Below are 21,025 nucleotides of genomic sequence, written 5' to 3'. Positions count from 1 at the left end.
AGAGGAAGAATTAAGATGAAAAATTTAGATGCTGAAATGATCGTTTTGAATAAAGCTTTTGCTTCGAAAGAGGAAGCCATCCGGTTTTGCGGCCAAAAATTAGTGGAAGCAGGCTGTGTGGATGCGGATTATGTGGAGGCCATGGTGCAACGGGATCAAATACTGTCGGTGTATATGGGGAATTTCATCGCGATTCCCCACGGTACCGATGCAGCCAAAGACCACGTGAAAAAATCAGGCATTTGCGTTGTTCAAGTCCCTGATGGGGTTGATTTCGGCGACGGGCACGATGAAAAAGTGGCGACCGTTCTGTTCGGCATCGCAGGGGTCGGGGATGACCATCTGCAGTTGATCCAAAAAATCGCGCTGTATTGCAGTGACGTAGATAACGTCGTGATATTAGCGGACGCTTTAACAAAAGATGAAATCACTGGCAGCTTAGCCATTGCATAAGGAGAGATGAAAATGAAAGCAGTACATTTTGGAGCCGGAAATATCGGCCGCGGTTTTATCGGGGAAATTCTTAATCATAATGGGTACGCAATTACCTTTGTAGATGTAAACGAAAAAATTATCGAAGCCTTAAAAACGCGGGGCGGCTATACGATCGAACTGGCGGACGAGTCACGCGAACAGATCCAAATCCAGAACGTCACCGGCCTGAACAATGCCAAAGAAGCAAATAAAGTTGTGGAGGCGATCGTTGAAGCGGACATCATCACGACTGCCATCGGTCCCAATATTCTGCCTAGAATCGCGCAATTGATCGCGGAAGGAATAGCGGCGCGTGCAGCCCGGAAAATTAACCAGCCGATCGACATCATCGCCTGCGAGAATATGATCGGCGGATCGACTTTCCTGGGGGAAGAAGTAAAAAAATATTGCACGGATACTGCTTACCTTACTGAATACGTCGGATTTCCCGATGCGGCGGTAGATCGTATCGTTCCGATGCAGCAACATGCGGATCCTCTCTTTGTGCAAGTGGAACCTTTCAGCGAATGGGTAGTACAAGGGACCGCATGCAAAAGCCCGATCCGTCTGGAAGGCATCGCATACGTAAAGGACTTGGAGCCGTATATTGAACGCAAACTTTTCAGCGTCAACACGGGGCACGCAACGGTAGCCTATACCGGTGCTCTGCAAGGTTATGAAACAATCGATGAAGCGATGCAGGATAATCTGGTCGTCATCCAATTACGCTCTGTATTGCATGAAACCGGTAAACTGTTGATCGCGAAATGGGGATTCGATGAAGCAGAACACGAGAAATATATCGAAAAGATCATCGGCCGTTTCCAAAACAAATACATTTCGGACGCAATCACCCGTGTGGCGCGCACGCCTTTGAGGAAATTGGGCAACCACGAGCGCTTTATCCGCCCGATGGTCGAGCTTACCCAAATCGATGAGATGCCTTTCCACTTGCTGGAAACGATCGGCATGGTCTTCAATTATTTCGACCCTGAAGATGAACAATGCCAAGAGTTGAAAGAAATGATCCTGAAAAACGGCTTGGATAAAATCATTCCGGAAATAACCGGGATAGACAATCAAAAAATCTTGGGCAGCATCAAACAGAACGTCGAGAAGTACGCGTATAAGGTGGCGTAATTCCAGGGAATATTGCTTTGCGCGTAACTATCAGGTATACCCGTTGTGTCGTCAAACGGTCATTCGAGACATCTTGAGTGAAATCAAGCGGCACAACGAGTATAAGTTTTTCTTAAATAATGCTTTAAACTAGCGTTACAAGTGAAAGCGAATGAGAAACATTTTGACAATGTCACTGTTTGTAGGATAAAATACATGTATTCTGGAAAATTTATATATAGGAGGATAGAGGAAAAACATTTGGATAGCGCCAGACTTCGAGGATGTGCAGGTTTCGCTGGGAATAAGCCGGTTGAAACAATTTCTTGAAGTGACGAGGATTGGGTTTATCGAAGGATTCGGCGGATGACCCAAGGCAAGTGTAGTCTACAGGATTGAAAGAAAAGAGACCGTTCAGGCGTCAGCTGACGTTGAAAGGTCTTACAGAGATCAATCCCCACACCCAGAACACAAAAAACATAATAAAGGGGATTTTTGCGCTTATGTGTGGAATAGTGGGATATGTAGGAAAAGGCAATGTACAGGAAGTATTATTGCATGGATTAGAAAAATTGGAATACCGCGGCTATGATTCAGCCGGTATTCTTGTCGTTGATGCTGATAACAAAGGCCACTTGTTCAAGGAAAAAGGCCGCATCGCAGATTTGCTTGCAATCGTGGACATGGATATCGATGCGCATGTAGGCATCGGACATACAAGATGGGCAACACATGGCGTGCCGAGCGTAGAGAATGCGCATCCGCACCAATCAACGGACGGACGTTTTACATTGGTCCATAACGGGGTCATCGAGAACTTCAAAGAAATCAAAGATGAATATCTGCAGGATGTGACTTTCGTCAGCCAAACGGATACGGAAATCGTTGTGCAGCTGATCGGGAAAATCGCTGCAGAAGAAAATTTGAATGGAAAAGAAGCTTTGCGCCGCGCATTGTCGATCGTAAGAGGATCTTATGCCTTCGCGTTGGTGGATACACAAGCACCAAACGTCTTTTACGCAGCCAAAAACAAAAGCCCGTTGTTGATCGGCTTGGGCGATGACTTCAACGTTGTTGCCAGCGATGCGATGGCTACTGTTCAGATCACGAATCAATACGTGGAAATCCATGATGGTGAAATGGTCACTTTGACGGCTGAAGGCGTCACAATCGAAACATTGAACGGAAAAACGATAGCACGCAATCCATATACGGCTCAAATCGATGCCAGCGATCTGGAAAAAGGGACATACCCTTACTACATGTTGAAGGAAATCGACGAGCAACCCGCTGTTATGCGTAACATCGTGCAAAAGTATCAAAATGAAGAGGGTCGTCTGACTGTTCCGGAGGACTTGGTTACTGCTATGTTGGCTGCTGACCGTATCCATATCGTTGCATGCGGAACGAGCTACCATTCCGGTTGGGTAGGGAAACATTATCTGGAAAAATTTGCACAGATCCCGACGGAAGTGCATGTCGCCAGCGAATTTTCCTACAATCCACCATTATTAACAGGCAATCCGTTCTTCGTTTTCCTTACACAGAGTGGAGAGACTGCGGATAGCCGCCAAGTGCTGGTGAAAGTAAAAGAATGGGGATACCCATCTTTGACGATCACGAACGTAGCCGGATCGACATTATCGCGTGAAGCGGACTTTACCTTGCTGTTGCATGCAGGTCCAGAAATCGCGGTTGCTTCCACCAAAGCCTATACCGCACAGATTGCTGTCTTGGCTGTTTTGTCGGATGCTTTAGGAGCGAAATTAGGCCATGATATGGGCATCAATATGGTCCGTGAATTGGGAATCGTAGCGACTGCAATGGAAGCTGTCATCGACGATAAAGAACGCATCGGCGAATTGGCTAATATTTACTTGCCGAACACACGCAACGCATTCTATATCGGACGTGGATTGGATTACTATGTTTCCATGGAAGCAGCGCTTAAATTGAAAGAAATCTCCTACATTCAAACAGAAGGCTTCGCAGCTGGAGAATTGAAGCATGGGACCATTGCATTGATCGAAGAAGGCACACCGGTGCTGGCAATCATCACGCAAGCAAATGTAGCAAGCCATACGCGCGGAAACATCGAAGAAGTCCGTTCACGCGGAGCGAATACATGTGTCTTCGCGATGGAAGGCTTGGCGCACGATAACGATCAAGTCATTCTGCCTGCCGTCCATCCAGCATTGGCTCCATTATTGACGGTTGTGCCGACGCAACTTATGGCATACTATGCCACACTTGCCCGCGGTTATGACGTCGATAAACCAAGAAACTTGGCGAAATCGGTTACTGTTGAATAATCCTGGGCAGACTTATTGAGAAATAGATGAATTCATACAAGGGCGATTTCTTCTCCACCTATCGGGGTGTGGGAGGGGTCGCTCTTTTTCGCGCCCGCATTTGGCTGTGTTTGCAGATTGATGCGCACAGATTTACGTGACACATCCTTTTTTGAAACAAAAAAAACAAAAACAGATTACCGCCATCATGGCGGCTCTCTGTTTTCGTTCATTTTTAAGCCTTAAAAAACCATTGCATATGGTCATAGGGATGATGGCTCAGTATCCTTTCGGATGTGGTCACAAACCCAATTTTTTCATAAAGGCGTTTCGCCTTCAGATTATCCTGCTCGCAGTTCAACCCGATGATGCCCTCTCCCGACGCTCTGGCGACAGGGGGCAAGGCCTGCAGAAGCTCGGTGGCGATTCCCTTGCCGCGCGCCGTCTTCTTGGCTACGATGGAATCCAGATACCATTCCCCTGCAAAGGTTTCCGGATCAGGGAACAAAGCTTGTGCCGACGCGATGCCCATCTCGCGGAAGACAGTATACAGGGCATCATCGATCGTCTTTTCCAATTCCCCTTTGTAGCCAAAACAGCATCCGAGGATTTCGCCATCTTCTTCGAAAACCAAGCCATTCCGGTAGCTGAATCGATAAAAATCCTGCTGCATAGCACGGACGATTGCCGTCTTCAGGGTTTCAGGATCCAATAGGTCCAATAAAGGCAATTCCATATCCAAAAAAATCTCGTACAGCAAGTCATACAAAGCTGCACACTCCTCTTTTCGTGCCTCGCGTATCATAGAGTACCTCCTTTGTCTTGTCTGGCTATGATTTCCCTTCTATTATATCACCAACAGATTTGTAGAGGCGCTGCACCTTGTCGAATTACCCTGTAAATCAAAGAATATGATAAAATGATAGATGAAAAAGGCTACTACGTTAGGAAAGAAGGATCAGCGGTATGGCAATCATAACAGTTAATTTCCAATCGCAAGCTTTGGGCCGTAAAGTGACATTCAGCGCAATCATTCCCCTGCAGGCGCAAGGGTCACATGAGGGTACAGGGGAACGGGAGCCATTAAAGACAATCTACCTGTTGCATGGCTATCAAGGCGATCACAATGATTGGATGATGAAAACGAACATTGAACAGTTGGCGGATATCTATCGCTTTGCGGTCATCATGCCGGCAGGCGAAAATAGTTTCTATGTCAATCAGAGTACGGGTGGCCATTATGCAACTTACGTGGGGGAGGAATTGGTCCGGGTGACCCGCGAACTGTTCCCGCTGTCCCACAAACGGGAAGACACGAGCATTGTCGGGTTGTCGATGGGTGGCTACGGGGCTTTGCGGAACGGGCTGAAAAACCTGAATACCTTCGGGCAAATCGCAGCGTTTTCCAGCGTGATTCTCACCAAATCAGAAAGAATCGTAAAAGATAATCCGGTGGCACGCATACCGATGCTGGAATCTATCGTAGGTTCGAACGATATAAAGGACTTAGGTTTGGAAAATGACCTCGTCCAAATCGTGCATGATGCGCAGGAAAAGGGAACGATGCCGGCCATTTTTTTGGCTTGCGGTACGGAAGATGCCCTATGCGATGATAATCAGGCTTTTCATGAATTTCTGCTGGAAGAGAACGTCGAACATCAGTATATCGCCTATCCCGGCGAACACGATTGGGATTTTTGGAAAATGACGATCGAACAGATTTTCCCCTGGCTATTGAATCGATAGCCGCCCATCATTTCCGTAAAGCGAGTGAAGCAGCATTATCCGGATACGTCCTGATAAATGAAAAAGAAGAAGATCGGTGGGTTCCACCAAACTTCTTCTTTTTATCGATAACTATTATTGGTTTCCTTGACGGCGATATTGAGATGGCGTGCAATTGGACAATTCTCTGAATGTCTTAGAGAAATGGGACGGAGATTGGAATCCGACCAAATGTGCAATGTCAGCAATCGCAATATTCGTATTGCGTAACATTTTTTGTGCTTCATCGATACGAATATGGATCAAGTAGTCGATTGGGGACATCCCAACTTCTTGTTTGAAGATACGGATCAAGTAGAATTTGTTGATATGAACCAAATCTACCAAGTCATCCAACGTGATGTTCTTATGGTAATTTACCTTCATATAGTTCTTGACCGTTTGGATCTCTTTGTGGTTCTTTTTGTTCAGTGAATTCCGGATTGAGAATTCCTCTAAACGCAATAAGTGAATCAAAATAATCTCAATGAAACGTTTGCCTACTTCTTCATATCCTTGCTCTCTTGTACTCATTTCATCTAATAATAGATGTAAGAAAGTCGCCGTGTCTTTTGCGCTATCATTGTGGCGGTAGTAAGCGAAATCGCTTTCCGAATCGCCAATTTTAGAGAATTCAAGACCGTGAATCCCAACTTCGATAACTTCTGCAGTTTTGTCACCGGGTAAATCCCAGTAATATTCCACATTTGGATTCAACAAAACTAACTGATCCTTAGAAAGCTTTTCAGTTGTTTCCTTCATCGTTAACGCTAATTCGCCAGACGTTACATAGAATAATTTAACATATGGAAATTTTTGGTAAGTGGTTGGTTGAACAGGAGTAATCGTGTTTTTTTCGGCAAGTACAATCTTCAGGGAGAGATTTTTTATGTTGGACATAGTATACATAGTTATCCTCCTAACGTGTATGTGTAATGCTAGAGTGATGGTGCAGTTTAATAATTAATTGACTCAAATTCCATATTTTTCATCTCAGCCAATAACAATAATAATATACTATTTTTAAGATTTGTCTAGCATAATTTTTAAAAAAATAAAATTTTAATCATTGTTCTAAATAGGTTCTTTTTGTAATATATCTGTCATATTGGTTGGCCTGTATAGGCTGGATAAAAAATAAAGTAATTTTATTGCCGACCTTTTATTGCGGTTAATAAAACCAATTTTTCGAAAATTGTTAATTGGCATCAGGACAGGTGCTTCATCCCAATGTTTGGGCAACATAGACGAAATGATTTAGGCCAAGGGATGAGCTATGCGAGAAAGCTGAAGCCAGGAAAAGGAATAAACGAAGTGCTAGGAATGAAATCCGCAGCATAAGGGTAACTTATCATTTATTTATGAAATTTCTATGAAGAAGCATAAATTTCATAATAAAATCGTGGTCCGGGCAAGCCAATATTTACCAAACAGTTGGATCCGCTGCTTATTTTGAGTTGCTGTCCCATTTAATGGATAGATTTCGGTGTTTCTTTCACCCAAAAATTGGGGATTTTTCCTCACGGAAGAATCCATTCTGATTTGCGGATTGTGTTCATCAGATAGCTAGTCGATTCAAAATAGTCTCTGGTCAGTTGCCGGTTAAACATTTTTAAAAAAGCGTTCGAGGGGAAATTAACGACAAAAGCAATTTTTTAATATAATGATACGACAAAGGTACATCCGTTACGAACGGTTGCCATGCCATGGGGAATGCAATCATTCCCAGTAATCTGACAGGGTTTTCTCCACAAAAATCCAGAAAAAGTTGGATGACATGGAAAAAATGAGTTGCCTGCATTACGAGGATCCGAATGTTGCCTCGCATATAGTATAGCACCAGAACTTGAAAACGTCATTAATTAGCCGAATATTTTGATATGAAATGCATAAAATTTGTCCGAATTTTTACTGATTTTTTTGTCGGATGCTTGTTTTGAAGAATAACGCGCTACGCAATTTAGTCATGCTATGTCATAGCTTTTTCAGATTCAAATGGTATTTGCCTATGTTTCATCCGCGATATGTTAAAATAGAAATAAGAATTGTAAGGGGTTACACTCTGGAGGGCTGGAAGATGAAAGACGATTACGCTTTGTTTTATGAATATTACTATGCGTTATACGATTATGTGAAGGCGAATAAGTTCCCGGTCAATGAAAAGACACTCCAGGACTTCTCTCATGCAGATGACTTTTACCGCTTATCAAATGATGCCCAAAGGTTCGCAAAACAATTTGCTGAAAATAGCATTTCTGTGAATAACCTACTGTTGGATGCTAAGGAAGCGCACGATTGGTATATCTTCTTCTATAAACAAAACTTCCCTGATGGCTATCCCTTCAGCTATGCGAACGAGGAGTTCATAGAAGGAGAATATGAATTGAAGGATTTTTCGCCTGTAATAGGGCCATTGGGGCATCAGCCGCTTCATAGCGGTATTTTGAGGAAAAGAGTGAATGAAAAATATTTGATTTTCCCTTACTTTAAAAATCAAATGGGATTGTCCCATCTTATTCTTGCCCCTATCGTAAACAAATTAATAAAAGGGAACAAATTAACCGCCAGAAAAGCAATCGACTTTGTGCAATTATTCGGGTTTGAGGCTTCGGGAGCCGGTTGGAGTCCCTTGGCTATAAAAGAAGAAGTCGAGGTTTTATTGTGGGATCAACTAGCGGCTACGGAGAAGCCTTCCGATATAAAAAAATTATGGATGCAGCTGATTTTAGTCAGCTTCCTTTATGAGAAGCAACCGTCCAGCTATATCCAATGGCAGCGTTTCAAATATCCTGATACTGTGCAAAAAATGGAAAATTTTACAGCGGTGTTGGATGAGAATCCAGATTTGCAATTGCCGGAAGAAGAGGCGGCCTTATTGAAGTGGATCCGCTTTGTCATTTTTCGTTCGAACGGACTGCACACATTGGCGAAAAAGGAAGCGCATGATTTGTTGGAAAAGGAAGAACTGGTATTGGGGGCAACACGTCAGCCGTTATACAGCAAACTTGAGATTGTGCCGATCAATGATACTTATAAGGATTTGGTGATCCGCAAATTGGAGATTGATTTTCGGGATATCCTCGTCTCCTATCTGCTGGATTATTACATAACGGAAGGGAAATATGAAGCAGCCTTTTTTCTGTTGCAACAATCCGATCCCTATTTCAAGGAATTCATCCCTAAATATTATCGAAGCGCCGGCAGGAATGAGTGGCTAGCGGAGGATGAAATCTTATCTGCGGAAAAGCTCTTTAAAGAACAGATCCAACGTGTCCACATTGTGTTGGGAGATAATTGGATAGCTAATTTCCATAAAGAGATCGAAAGGGGAGCAGCGGCGGGGAAGAGCGTCAAAAGAGACTCCTTTGAATGGCTTCTGAGGTATATCCATAACTTGATGAGCATCTTCAAAGAAATGCAAGAAGATGAGCTGGCTGGGCAAATAAACGAATTTTATTTGCAGCTGCGTTCAGTGGAATAAGGCAAAATAAAGACAACCAAGACAGTCATTCTGTTCTGGTTGCCTTTATTTTGTTTTAACGGGATTCATTGTATCCTTTTAGTTGAGTTCTAAATCCCAGAAATCTCTGCCTAAGCTGACAATCACACACGGCCAAAAACCGGCCGTTTAGTGGTTGTCTTCTTAGTGCTCGATTTCTACCGTGGGATTTATCACATCCTGTTTAGTGAGTTCTGATTCGCAGATACCGCTAACGTTTCACGAAGCAAGTAGGGAACAAAAGAGGTTCCCTTCGTGCTTCGCTCCAACGTACGGGTATCTAAACGCGAATCATCACATCCTGTTTTAGTTGAACTCTGAATTGCAGAACGGACGTCACTTCACACCTAGTACTTAAATCTGAAAACCGCAGATTTTAGTACTAGGTGCTCCAGTGATTCCGTTCTAAGCGCAATTCATCGTATCCTTTAGTCGTGGCGTAGGGCTTCGACTGGATCGAGGCTGGCTGCTTTTTGGGCGGGCAGCAAGCCGGAGAGCATGCTGATGATGATGCTGGTTACGATTCCGAAAATGGCGAAAGCGGGTGTCATGTTCAGGATGGCTGTATCAAACAGATTTTGAACGATGATATTGCCGACAACGGTGATCAGGTAGGCGATGCCCACACCCAATAATCCGCTGAATAGACCGATCAGGAAGGACTCGGATACGAAGATGCGGCGGATATCTTTTTTGCGGCCGCCGATGGCTTTGATGACACCGATTTCCTGTGTCCGTTCCACTACGCTAATGTACAGCACCGTCAAAATCATGATGGCTGATACGAACAGGGAAATACCGGCTACACCGGATAGGATGTAGGTGAAGATATCCAACATCTTGGTAAAGGTCGAAGCAAGCATATCGGCTGAAGAGCCGCGGTAACCTAATGTAGCCACTTCATCTTTGATGGCTTGCGTATTTTTTGGATCGTCAGAAACCAAGTATACGACGTTCGGTTTCACTTCCAGGTTGTTTTCGGCTGTCAATAGATCGAAGGACTCAGATGATATATAGACAGACTCAAATGCCCCGATGGATTGGCCGGCAGTGTAGATGCCGCTGATCACATAATTTTTTTCAAGTTTTTCGCCGTCGATGGTAACACTCAAAGTCACTTCTTTTCCGATGGCTTCTTCCGCAGTGGCGCCCATTTGATTGGCGATGCCTTCGGTTACGAGTATTTCGCCTTCAGCCGGGAATGTGCCATATAGAATGTTGGAATCGGTCATGCCGGAAGTTGTCCCGAAAGTCATGAAGGCATATTTTGAACCTTCATAAATGACGTTATCGCTTCCGATGGTGAAGGATGTGTAGGCCAAATTCAGTTCGGCGACGTGCGGGATGTTCCGTAATTCTTGCAGATTCTCTTCCGCAAACGGATCGGATTGGGTTACGCCGGCAGGTGGTCCGGAAGGCCTCGTTCCGGCCGGTGTTGTGGCCATCACGGAAGAATCTGCAGCAACACTGCTACTTGCATTGGAACCCCTCGCAATTGGCATCTTCACCTCACTGACCAAAGGGTTGACGTTGGCGTTCATTGTTTTGGTCAGGTAATCATTTACCCCTGCACCGAGCGAGAGCATCACGATGACGCTCATGATGCCGATGCTGCCACCTAAAGCAATCAGGATGTTCCGACCCAGTTTCTCTTTCATGTTCAGAAGAGCCAATCGTATAGCTGCGAAGAAGGAAAGGTTTTTACTTTTGGCTTTTTTCTCCAATCCAAAGGTATTTTCGTGTGTCTGCAGTTCGCCTTGACGGACGTCCCCGATGATTTTCCCGTCGTCGATGGTCACGACACGGGTCGAACGGGCAGCCACTTTTTCCGAATGGGTAACCATGATGACCAGTTTGCCGGTTTTCGCGATCTCTTGAATGATGTCCAACACTTGGTCGGTTGTCTGCGAATCCAAGGCACCGGTCGGTTCGTCCGCGATGATGATATCTGGGTCATTGACCAAGGCGCGCGCAATCGCAACCCGTTGTTTTTGTCCGCCGGATAACTGGCTCGGTTTTTTGTGGTATTGTTCTTCCAGGCCCAGCTGCTTGAGCACTTCTTTTGCCCGTTCATTCCGGGTTTTTTTGTCGACGTTCGATAGCGTCATGGCCAGCGTCACATTGTCCAATACGGATAGATGGGAAACGAGATTGAAGCTTTGGAAGACGAAGCCGATTTTTTCTTTGTGGTAGTTTACGAAATCCTGATCTTTAAAGGTGCTCATCTTTTTGCCGTCTACGGTGATTTCGCCGGAGAACTGGCTGTCCAAGCCGCCCAGCAGGTTCATTAAGGTCGATTTACCGCTGCCGGATTCACCGATGATGGAAACCAGTTCGCCTTTGTCCAAAGACAGATTGATGTCCTTCAGGGCCTGGAAATCTTTTGCGCCGCTGATGGGGTAAAATTTGTTCAAGTGTTTCAGTTCTATAAAAGACATATGCTGTGGAATCCTCCTCGTGAGTGAAAATAATTGGTAATGAGTGAGTGTTTACTCACCACTTCATGTGGATAGTATATACTTTTAAAATAACGTCGTCAATGTAAGAAACTCTTAAGGCTGTAGGCCTTTTACGATTTGCTGCGTCAAGTAGTCGATGTCCGATTCATTGTCCCACTTCCGATCCGGTAAAAGGATGTGATGGGTCAGGTGGTGTCCGGATAAGATGCTCATGATGAACTGCCAAATGACGATATTGGGCCAATCGACGATCTCTTTTTTTGCTTTGTAATTGTCAAGGATGCTGGAAATCTCTTGGATGAACTCCGGCGGAATCATATCGACGAATTGCTTGCAGCGTTCTTTGTCGTAGATCATCTCTGTAAAGAAAATCTTTCCCGACTGAAAATGATCCTCCGGCATCAGTACGTTCTTTGTGACGATGTAGCGCACAAAAACTTCAAAAGGTGTGTTTTCCAGACACTTATGGATAATCCGAATCCGATTGATGGCTTCTTCAGAAATGGCATCCCGTAGAATCGGCAGGATAGTGGCGTACAATAAGTTTTCCTTCGTTCCAAAATGTTTATAAATCGTACCTTCCGCAACATTTGCGGCTTGCGCGATATCTTTTGTGCTGGTATTCGAGAAGCCTTTTGTGGAAAATAGGGCCACGCTGGCATCCAGGATATCCTGCATCTTGGGTGACAATCCTTCGTTGCTCCGGATTTTTTTCTTTAAAGCCTCGATAAACATCTCCATCTTTTACAACACCTGTTTCTCTCTTTATGATTATCTTCCTATAATATATGCCCAACTGGTTTTCTGCAAGTTTTCGCTCACTGGAAAGGCAAAAGGCCCAGGACGATTTGTCCTGGACCCTTTGCCCGCTATTTTTTTCGGATAATCGCATGAATATTCTGGATGTTCTCATTTCTCATTCAAGAGCTTTTGGGGGGAATTTGACAAAATGATGTGAATATCGGGGAATTGCCAATAAAATTACGCTGTTTGCCTTAAATGATCCCGCTTGATGAATGAACGGAGTGATATGCACTTTCTTTGATGGATATCCAGATATTACGATGGTTTTTTCCGGTATCCAAGCTGACAAACTTAGGTGATTTACTGCATTCTGTGATTTTCCTTCCCTAAAAGGAAACAATTTGACGACAGGAAAAAGAAATATTTTAAAAATGAGAAAATGGTGTTAGAATGATAATTAGATTAAAGATGGAGGGGAAAGAATGCATAAAAATAAATTAGTCGTCGTTGGTGTCGGTCACGTGGGTTCATACGTTTTGGCGGATGCGATGAAATTGCGACTTTTCTCAGAAATAGCGACAATAGACATATTAGAAGGTGTTTCACGCGGTGAGGCATTGGATCAGGCGCACGCAACCGCATTGACCTATATGTCCAATGTGGATGTGCATGCAGGCGATTATTCTGACTGCGCCGATGCGGACGTGATCATTGTGGCTGCCGGCCCAAGCGTCTTGAAGGACGACAACAATCCGGATGCGATACCGGACAGGGCCTCCTTGACGGGTATAAATGCTGAAGTCATCCGTGAAGTCATGGCGGGGATCTCAACATTCACAAAAGAAGCGATCGTCATCTTGATCACAAATCCGTTGGACACGATGACCTATATCGCAGCAAGCGAATTCGACTATCCTGAAGGACGCGTATTCGGTACAGGCACGATGTTGGATTCCGCCCGCTTAAGGAAAGTGGTATCCCAACATTATGGCATCGATCCGAAGAGCGTCACCGGCTATATGATGGGCGAACACGGCTTGACAGCTTTCCCCGTGATGAGCCGACTGAACATCAACGGCATCCGCTATGATGAATTCGGCACCTACTTCCCTGAAGTGCAACCGTTGGATCCAGAAGAAGTTGGCGCTGCAGTCGTGAAGGCCGCCTACGATGTCCTGAACGGAAAAGGCTGGACGAACGCCGGCGTCGCACAGGCTGCCATCACGTTGGCCCAAGCAGTCTTGTTGGATGAGAAGAGTGTCTACCCTGTCTGCACAATCTTACGGGGACAATATGGCCATGACGGCGACGTAGCTCTGAGTATGCCTTGCTTGATCGGACGCAATGGCGTAGAAAAAAAATACGGCGTCAGCTTGGATGAATGGGAGACAGCGAAAATGAATGCTTCCATCGACTATATTCAGCTAGCGATGAAAGATGCAAAAACCGGCCCGTTCAAAGGATAAAAATAGTTATAGCAGGGAGCGGAAGAACAACGCGCTTCCTGCTGTTTTTTGCTTTTTCCAGTGGCTGTAGCAGGCTATTGAGCCGCCGCAAAATTTGACAAACAAGGGGTCGGATAGCCATAATTATGGTGAAGAGGTCTCTTCTTTTCATTAGTAAATTTAAAAATAATAACGCTTACACGAAAGCGTCGGAAAGTCAGGTGGGGCGATGACAGCCATTATCGATGTGAAAGGTTTTTCCAAATATTATGGAGATTATCTTGCTGTAGCGGATGTCTCTTTTGAGGTGGAGGAGGGCAGCAGCTTTGCGTTTCTGGGGCCGAATGGCGCCGGGAAAAGTACGACAATCAATACCTTATGCACCATGATTGATAAAACAGCGGGTACCCTGCTGATCGACGGAAAAGATGTCTCTAAGCAGCCAAAAGAGGTCCGCAAAGCAATCGGCATCGTTTTTCAGGAACCAACGCTCGATCAAAAAATGACTTTGCAGGAAAATCTGGTCTCCCACTGCATTTTCTACGGTGTACCAAGAAATGAAATAGACGAGCGCATCGGCATGCTGCTGAATTTGGTCGATTTGGTTGAATGGCGGAACAAACTGGTTTCCACCCTGTCAGGAGGAATGAAGCGGCGGGTCGAGATTGTCCGGGCTCTGGTGCATTATCCGAAAGTCCTTTTCCTGGACGAGCCGACAACGGGTTTGGATCCGCAGACCCGGAACCGCATGTGGGAATATATTATGAAGCTGCAAAAAGAAAAAAATATTACGATTTTTCTGACGACCCATTATATCGAAGAAGCCGAAGTATGCGATCGGGTGGCGATCATGGATGGCGGAAAGATTGTCGTCAACGATACGCCCCAAGCGCTGAAGGAGCAATACACAAAGACCCGTGCCATATTGAAGGTAAAAAACGAACGGAAAGCGGAAATCCTGTTTCTCCAGCGAGAATTCCCATATGAGAAAAAGGGAGGTTATTTCCACCTGGAAGTGAAGGATTTAGGGAAATTCATCGAAGTGATCCATTCATTGAAAGAGACTATTCTGGATATCGAGATTATGAAAGGCAATTTAAATGATGTTTTCCTTGAAATAACGGGTAAGGAGATTCGGGAAGGCGGTGATGCGAAATGAGAGCCATCTGGGCATTGTGTCTGCGCAATCTGCGTAATTTTATGCGTGACCGACTGCGCCTGCTGATCACGATTTTGACGCCGTTCGGATTCATCTATGTCTTGACGTCCCTTTTCCAAACGCAGCTACAAGGCAATCCCATCGGCCATGTCATTGCCGGGGTAACGATTGCGACGGTATTCCAGACCTCCTTAAATATCGCGGCGACGACGATCGAAGATATCGGTTCGGGGTTTATGAAGGAAATCCTGGTCAGCCCCATCAGCCGCTTTCAAGTTGCCTTTGGCCAGATGCTGGCCGGTGCCACAATCGCAACAATGCAGGGGTTTTTGATCTTTGCCATCGGGATGTTCACTGGATTGGGGTTCCAAAAGCCGCATACCCTGCTTTTGGTCTTCCTTTCCATGTTCCTCGTCGGATTGGTCTATTCAGCGCTCGGTCTGTTGGTGGCAACGCTCGTCCGGGATGCGCAAACCTATCAAATCGTTGAACAGGCAGTCGTCCTCCCCTTGGTTTTTCTTTCGGGGGCGTATGTGCCGGTCAACCTCTTTCCAACTTTTCTGGTGTACCTGTCTTTTGCGAATCCGATGACGTACACAACCATGTTCTTCCGGGCGATCGTTTTGGAAAACAATGGAACCGATGCTGAGATGGTTAAGAACGGGTTGGCATTCAGCATCAATGGCTTCATATTCAAACCGTGGATGAGCGGTCTGGTCGTATTCGGCTGCGGCATTTTGTTCCTCATTCTGGCAACCGTGACGTTCCAGCGGGCAGATTTTACCCATACGCGAAAAAGGAAAAGAAAAAAAATGGAGGTTTCTGAGTAGTTGCTTTTATCAGGGGGAGCAAAGTATTTTACTGAAGGGGTGACTTAAAATGAAATTTAAGGATTCATTGCGGACGGCCTTTAAAGGCATGGGCCGATCCATTAGCCGCTATCCGCTGACCGTGTTCTTTTTGATTGCGGTTGCGGTGTTGAACGGCATCATGATTGAACAGCCGAAAGAGGACTATGCCCGCTACCTGTTTACTTTCCTGGTGGGGGCCCTGTTGAGTATTGTCGGACAAATGATATATGAACGCTTCTTCACGCAGGCGAATGCCCGCTATCTATTGATAGGCGGTGCAGCCTTGCTGGCGCTGGGCTACTACTTTGTGGTTGGGCCGCAGACGCTGTACAATCTAGCGATCAGCGTCAAGACCGGCGTGGCGCTCTTTGCCCTGATGATTGCGTTCATTTGGATACCTTCGATAAAAAGCGTGAAGGTTCCGTTCCATCGCAGCTTCCTGTCGGCGCTGAAGGCTTTCTTCATCACGATTTTGTTTACAGGCGTCTTGTCCGCAGGGGTCAGCGCCATCTTCTATGCGACGGATTATCTGCTGTTCAACATCGACTACAAAATATTGAGCCATCTGCTGAATATCGTAGTTTCCCTGTTCGCGCCGATCTATTTCTTGTCGATGACACCGCTCTATCCCGGCAAACGCGAAGAACTCATCCCGGATGAAGCGTGGGCAAAACGGGAAGAGACGCTGGAACGCCAATTCTCGGTCCCGCGCTTCTTGGATATCCTGATTTCCTACATCATCATCCCATTGACTGCGGTCTATACGTTGATTCTGTTGGCCTACGTCATCCTGAATATCCGCGGGGAATTCTGGACCAATAATCTGTTGGAACCGATGCTGGTGTCCTATGCCATCATTGTGATCATCGTCTATATTTTGGCCTGCAACCTGGAAAATAAGTTTGCGCTGCTTTTCCGCAAGATTTTCCCTAAAATCTTGGTGCCGATCGTCGTTTTCCAAACGATTGCCTCTTTCCTGAAGATTCAGGAAATGGGCGTCACCCACGGCCGTTACTATGTCATCCTCTTCGGCATTTTCGCTACGATTGCGGGGCTGATCTTCAGCTTCATGAAACCCAAACATAACGGGCTGATCGCCATTGCGCTGCTTGTCCTGTCGGCCATTTCCATCATCCCGCCGATCGACGCCTTTACCGTCAGCAAAAACAACCAGATCAGCTTCCTGGAACAGAAACTGACTGAGAATGATATGTTGGTAAACGACGCCATTGTCCCAAAAAGTGACGTCTCGTTCAAGGACAAAATTGTGATCACCAAGGTGGCTTCCTACATCGATAATATGGGCTACAATAAAGAAGTAGCTTTCCTGCCGAGCGACTTTTCTATCTACAGGGATTTCAGTGATACCTTCGGGTTCGATATGACCTATTCGGAAACGGAATATCCGCAAGGGGAAGGGCAATCCGCCTACTTGAACTGGGATGCCAATCCGGCAATCGGCATCACGGGCTTCGATATGATGGTCCACCAGTACTTGTACTATTCAACAGGCGAGCCGAATACCACCCAAGATGTGCCGTTGGAAGTGGGTGGGAAGAAGTATGTGTTGGCAAAAGAACTTGTCGACAAGTACTACCTGCTTATCTTGAAGGATGACACCGGTCAAGAGCTGATCCGGTATGACACCAAAGAGCTGTATGATGCCATTTTGGATAAAGGTGTGACATCTGGGTTTGATAAAGGCAATCTGAAGATGGAGGATGCCACCCTGACGACCGAAAACGATAAGGTCAGGATGAACATCCTGGTCGCTTCGCTTGAACGGTCCAACGGATATGCCGGTGGGGACATCTACCTGTTCATCGAATTCAAATAATGCAAGGACAGCAAGAAGAAACGAGCCTTGGCGTAGTGTAAATCCAAACACTCCGCTAAGGCTTTTTTTTATTTCCGCAGATTGCTGACTGGTGAATCGACAATGGCAACCATGACGAATGAAGCTTGTGTAACAAAGCATCTCTGATAAAGGAATCCCGAGACGGCTTCGCCAATGGTTGAAAGCAGGTGTGCTGGATGTAAAAATCAAGGACCCGCTTTTCAAATTTTTGTGAGAAAAATGCTCGGTTTTCATGGTTTAGTTGTGTTAGGATGATTTCAATCTTTTCGCATGTGAGATGTTCTTACGTCAGATTATTGACAAAAGTGGATTCCAGCAATATTTTCGCTATCTACCCATAAACAATGTGACATTTCGTTACAATGGTTGTTACGGGAAATTAGACAATCATTCAATAGGGGCTTATAGTTAGTAGCATAATAAATATCCATTAAAAGAAATCATCATCCCAATAATTCGGATGTAACTTTTTATAATATTGAGCGAAGGAGGAATTAAGATGGTCTATGAAACAGAGACACCAACCAGCAGAAAGGTTTATGATTTTGAGACCTTGGTGAATCGAAAAGGGAAAGGGTCTTCCAAATGGAATCAAATGATCCAATGGAATCCGGATGTATCAGACGGTGTCATTCCTCTGACAGTGGCGGATATGGAATTCAAGACCGCTCCGGAAATCACGAAGGGGTTACAACTTTTTTTGGAGGATGCCGTATTGGGATACAGCGTCCCTACAACAGGCTACTATGAAGCGGTCATCGACTGGCAAAAGCGCCGTCACGGTTTTGCTGTGGAAAGAGAATGGATCATCAACAGTCCGGGGATAGTCACAGCCCTCTTTGCGGCGGTAAGGACCTATACACAACCGGGAGATGGCGTCATCATCATGCCACCTGTCTACTATCCGTTTTATGCGGCCATTGAAAACGCCGGCCGCAAACTTGTGAAGAATCCGCTGATTAATCATGGTGATGCTTATGCGATCGATTTTAAGGGGCTAGGCGAGCTCTGTAAGAAACAAAAGAACAAATTGATCATCTTCAGCAGCCCGCATAATCCGGTCGGCAGAGTATGGACAAGGGAAGAATTGGGTGAATTAGCAGAGATAGTGGTTAAAAACGACATGATCATCATTTCGGATGAAATACATAATGATTTGATTATGCCGGGCTACGAGCACACGGTATTCCAAACCCTTTCCGATGAGATTGCGGAAAAGACAATCACGTGCACGGCCCCATCCAAGACGTTCAACTTAGCCGGATTATGCAACTCAAACGTAATCATCAAAAACGAAACATTACGGGCGAAAATGGTGCAGGCTTTAACCGATACCGCATCCGGCATGGTCGGGATTATGGGGTTGGAAGGATGCCGCATCGCCTATGAGGAAGGGGAAGCATGGTTGGACCATCTGTTGCCGGTCATCGACAGGAACCAACATCTGGTACGGGATTACTTCAAGAATAATTTCCCTGAAATAACAGCGCCGCTGGTTGAAGGGACCTATCTGCAATGGGTGAACTTCAATAAGTTAGGAATGACCCCGCAAGAACTGGAAAAATTTATGCATCTGGAGGCGGAATTTTTCACCGATGAAGGCTATATTTTCGGAGAGGAAGGAGCCGGCTACGAACGCATAAACCTCGCGGCACCAACGACGGTCATTGAAGGTTCGTTGAATCGTCTGGGTGCTGCTTTAGATAGATTTTATCAACAGAAGCTGGAAAAATAACATTTATAGCAGGAAAGGAGCTTCATTATGAAAAACTTTCTTAAGCGGGAATATGCAGGTCATTATTTTTCTGAAACGCTCTCAGCGGTGCCGGTGATGTTGTCCATTGCCTTCGCGGTATCCTTCACAGGGATGCTGTTGGGTGGTTATTTCGTGGAGACAGTCATCTTTGCCGGGTTGAGCATCATACTGGTACGCGAGTTTACCGAAATAGGTAAAAAAATGGATTATCAAAAAGTCGAAGGGGAGAAATCTAAAAAAGTCCGCTTTTTCGCCCTTGAGGAAGAAGAACGAGAAGCCTCCATCCTGACTACTGCAGTAGACTAGGTAACCCTCATGGGGAATGGTAATAGGAATCGCGATTGTTTTATCGGTCTGGAAAAAATACCGATTCTGAATCTTTTGTCAAAAATCTAGGCATCCTTTTTTGGGGGAACGCTAAAATAAATTTTCGAAAATCCCCAAGAGGAGCGCACAAAATAATTTTTGACAAGATTCACTTACGAAATGAATGCTTAATCTTAACCCGTACAATCTAAATTTGCAGAATCTGTCCCCAATACAGAATCTGCAAATTTTTTTCTGCGTAGATCCCTTCGGAGGCTGAGCTGGCGCATAAAAGTGATGATAGTGACCCGCCTTATATGTTATGATGGTTTTATTATTTTTACTCATGTATGCGGAAGGTGTTGAGGATATGTCGAACGGGAAAGTGAAAGTAGTGATCGCGATGCTGATATTTGGGACAATCAGCATTTTCGTCAAGAATATCGATTTGGCGACCAACCAGATTGCGTTTTATCGCGGGGCATTGGGCAGCCTGTTCCTCTGGGGGACGTTGCTGGTGCGCAAGGAAAGGATTCCGATGCCGCTGATAAAGGCGAATGCGAAGTTTTTGCTCCTGTCTGGTTTTGCGGTCGGGATGAACTGGATTTTGCTGTTTGAAGCCTATCGGTACACGACGGTATCGAACGCGACCTTGAGCTATTATTTCCAGCCGATTTTCATGATGTTGTTGGCCCCGATCATCTTCAAGGAATCCCTGACGGTGAAGAAACTGGGCTATGTCCTTTTGGCGATGCTGGGGATGTTCCTGATCATCGGAGTCAGCCAAAACAATGGGACCTATAACCATCCGGTTGGGGTAGGGTTTGGTTTGGCCGCAGCCCTCTTTTATGCCATCGCCATCATTTCGAATAAAAAAGTTACCGGTTTGAGCGGTATTCAATTGACGTCATTGACGTTGGTCATCGCGACCGTTATCCTCATCCCTTACGTAGCCCTGACTTCCGGATTCGGTCTCAGCCGCTTGGGCGGAACCTCCATCCTGGCTTTGTTGATTCTGGGAATCATCCATACCGGAGTCGCGTATGTCCTGATGTTTTCCGGTTCGCAGGAAATAGAGAGCCAAACCTTTGCGGTGCTTAGCTACATCGATCCGGTGACTGCGATTGCTGTATCGTCCATCTTCCTCCAGGAAGACCTATCGACCCTGCAAGTAGCGGGTGGGATGCTGATCCTGGCGGCGGCATTTCTGAATGAATATACCGGCAAAAGGGAAAAAGCTGTTTCAGTGGGTAACGATTGAACCGAGAGTGAGACTGAACACGTTTACGATTAATTTTTA

Annotated in this window: 16 protein-coding genes; 12 read left to right on the top strand and 4 right to left on the bottom strand. The window is 45.5% G+C overall.

The window, feature by feature from the left end; genetic code table 11:
* Positions 1 to 15: 15 nt before the first annotated feature.
* From BM101_RS10860 to glmS, 3 genes are all read left to right on the top strand, one after another.
* Positions 16 to 453, top strand: a complete 438-nt coding sequence (locus tag BM101_RS10860) for a PTS sugar transporter subunit IIA (RefSeq protein ID WP_087034121.1) — start codon at positions 16 to 18, stop codon at positions 451 to 453.
* 12 nt (positions 454 to 465) lie between these two features.
* The gene (locus BM101_RS10855; RefSeq protein ID WP_087034122.1) at positions 466 to 1,614 is read left to right on the top strand and encodes a mannitol-1-phosphate 5-dehydrogenase; all 1,149 of its coding nucleotides are present in this window, start codon (positions 466 to 468) and stop codon (positions 1,612 to 1,614) included.
* 482 nt (positions 1,615 to 2,096) lie between these two features.
* Complete coding sequence (glmS, locus tag BM101_RS10850) at positions 2,097 to 3,905, top strand: glutamine--fructose-6-phosphate transaminase (isomerizing) (RefSeq protein WP_087034123.1); 1,809 nt, start codon at positions 2,097 to 2,099, stop codon at positions 3,903 to 3,905.
* Positions 3,906 to 4,119: 214 nt separating this feature from the next.
* On the opposite strand, the gene BM101_RS10845 is transcribed toward glmS, so the two are convergent.
* Entirely contained in the window at positions 4,120 to 4,689 is a 570-nt protein-coding gene (locus tag BM101_RS10845) for a GNAT family N-acetyltransferase (RefSeq protein ID WP_087034124.1), read from the bottom strand.
* 161 nt (positions 4,690 to 4,850) lie between these two features.
* Here BM101_RS10845 and BM101_RS10840 point away from each other — a divergent pair, with 161 nt between their 5' ends.
* Positions 4,851 to 5,630, top strand: coding sequence for an alpha/beta hydrolase (locus tag BM101_RS10840; protein ID WP_087034125.1), 780 nt, complete (start codon positions 4,851 to 4,853; stop codon positions 5,628 to 5,630).
* 114 nt (positions 5,631 to 5,744) lie between these two features.
* Here BM101_RS10840 and BM101_RS10835 read toward each other — a convergent pair whose 3' ends face one another.
* Positions 5,745 to 6,557, bottom strand: coding sequence for an AraC family transcriptional regulator (locus BM101_RS10835; protein ID WP_087034126.1), 813 nt, complete (start codon positions 6,555 to 6,557; stop codon positions 5,745 to 5,747).
* 1,168 nt (positions 6,558 to 7,725) lie between these two features.
* Here BM101_RS10835 and BM101_RS10830 point away from each other — a divergent pair.
* Positions 7,726 to 9,129: a hypothetical protein gene (locus BM101_RS10830; RefSeq protein WP_087034127.1), complete on the top strand. Its 1,404-nt coding sequence runs from the start codon at positions 7,726 to 7,728 to the stop codon at positions 9,127 to 9,129.
* Between the two features lie 446 nt (positions 9,130 to 9,575).
* On the opposite strand, the gene BM101_RS10825 is transcribed toward BM101_RS10830, so the two are convergent.
* Entirely contained in the window at positions 9,576 to 11,585 is a 2,010-nt protein-coding gene (locus BM101_RS10825; RefSeq protein WP_087034128.1) for an ABC transporter ATP-binding protein/permease, read from the bottom strand.
* A 114-nt stretch (positions 11,586 to 11,699) separates the two neighbouring features.
* Complete coding sequence (locus BM101_RS10820; RefSeq protein ID WP_087034129.1) at positions 11,700 to 12,347, bottom strand: TetR/AcrR family transcriptional regulator; 648 nt, start codon at positions 12,345 to 12,347, stop codon at positions 11,700 to 11,702.
* Positions 12,348 to 12,832: 485 nt separating this feature from the next.
* Here BM101_RS10820 and BM101_RS10815 point away from each other — a divergent pair, with 485 nt between their 5' ends.
* The 7 genes from BM101_RS10815 to BM101_RS10785 all read left to right on the top strand — a co-directional run bounded on the left by BM101_RS10815 (position 12,833) and on the right by BM101_RS10785 (position 20,986).
* A complete protein-coding gene (locus tag BM101_RS10815) occupies positions 12,833 to 13,816 on the top strand; it encodes a lactate/malate family dehydrogenase (RefSeq protein ID WP_087034130.1) in 984 nt (327 codons plus the stop codon).
* Between the two features lie 208 nt (positions 13,817 to 14,024).
* Positions 14,025 to 14,954, top strand: coding sequence for an ABC transporter ATP-binding protein (locus tag BM101_RS10810; RefSeq protein WP_087034131.1), 930 nt, complete (start codon positions 14,025 to 14,027; stop codon positions 14,952 to 14,954).
* Complete coding sequence (locus BM101_RS10805; protein ID WP_087034132.1) at positions 14,951 to 15,784, top strand: ABC transporter permease; 834 nt, start codon at positions 14,951 to 14,953, stop codon at positions 15,782 to 15,784. Before BM101_RS10810 ends, BM101_RS10805 begins: the two co-directional genes overlap by 4 nt.
* A 49-nt stretch (positions 15,785 to 15,833) precedes the next feature.
* A complete protein-coding gene (locus BM101_RS10800) occupies positions 15,834 to 17,642 on the top strand; it encodes a DUF4153 domain-containing protein (protein ID WP_087034133.1) in 1,809 nt (602 codons plus the stop codon).
* A gap of 520 nt (positions 17,643 to 18,162) precedes the next feature.
* Positions 18,163 to 19,398: a MalY/PatB family protein gene (locus BM101_RS10795; protein WP_087034134.1), complete on the top strand. Its 1,236-nt coding sequence runs from the start codon at positions 18,163 to 18,165 to the stop codon at positions 19,396 to 19,398.
* A 27-nt stretch (positions 19,399 to 19,425) separates the two neighbouring features.
* Complete coding sequence (locus tag BM101_RS10790; RefSeq protein WP_087034135.1) at positions 19,426 to 19,725, top strand: hypothetical protein; 300 nt, start codon at positions 19,426 to 19,428, stop codon at positions 19,723 to 19,725.
* A 370-nt stretch (positions 19,726 to 20,095) separates the two neighbouring features.
* On the top strand, positions 20,096 to 20,986 hold the full coding sequence (locus tag BM101_RS10785; protein ID WP_087034136.1) for a DMT family transporter: 891 nt from the start codon (positions 20,096 to 20,098) through the stop codon (positions 20,984 to 20,986).
* Positions 20,987 to 21,025: the final 39 nt, after the last annotated feature.

The organism is Trichococcus palustris, from assembly GCF_900114465.1.
Classification (GTDB): domain Bacteria; phylum Bacillota; class Bacilli; order Lactobacillales; family Aerococcaceae; genus Trichococcus; species Trichococcus palustris.
The sequence above is the reverse complement of the archived record's forward strand: the minus strand, read 5'-3'. Positions and strand labels throughout refer to the sequence as shown.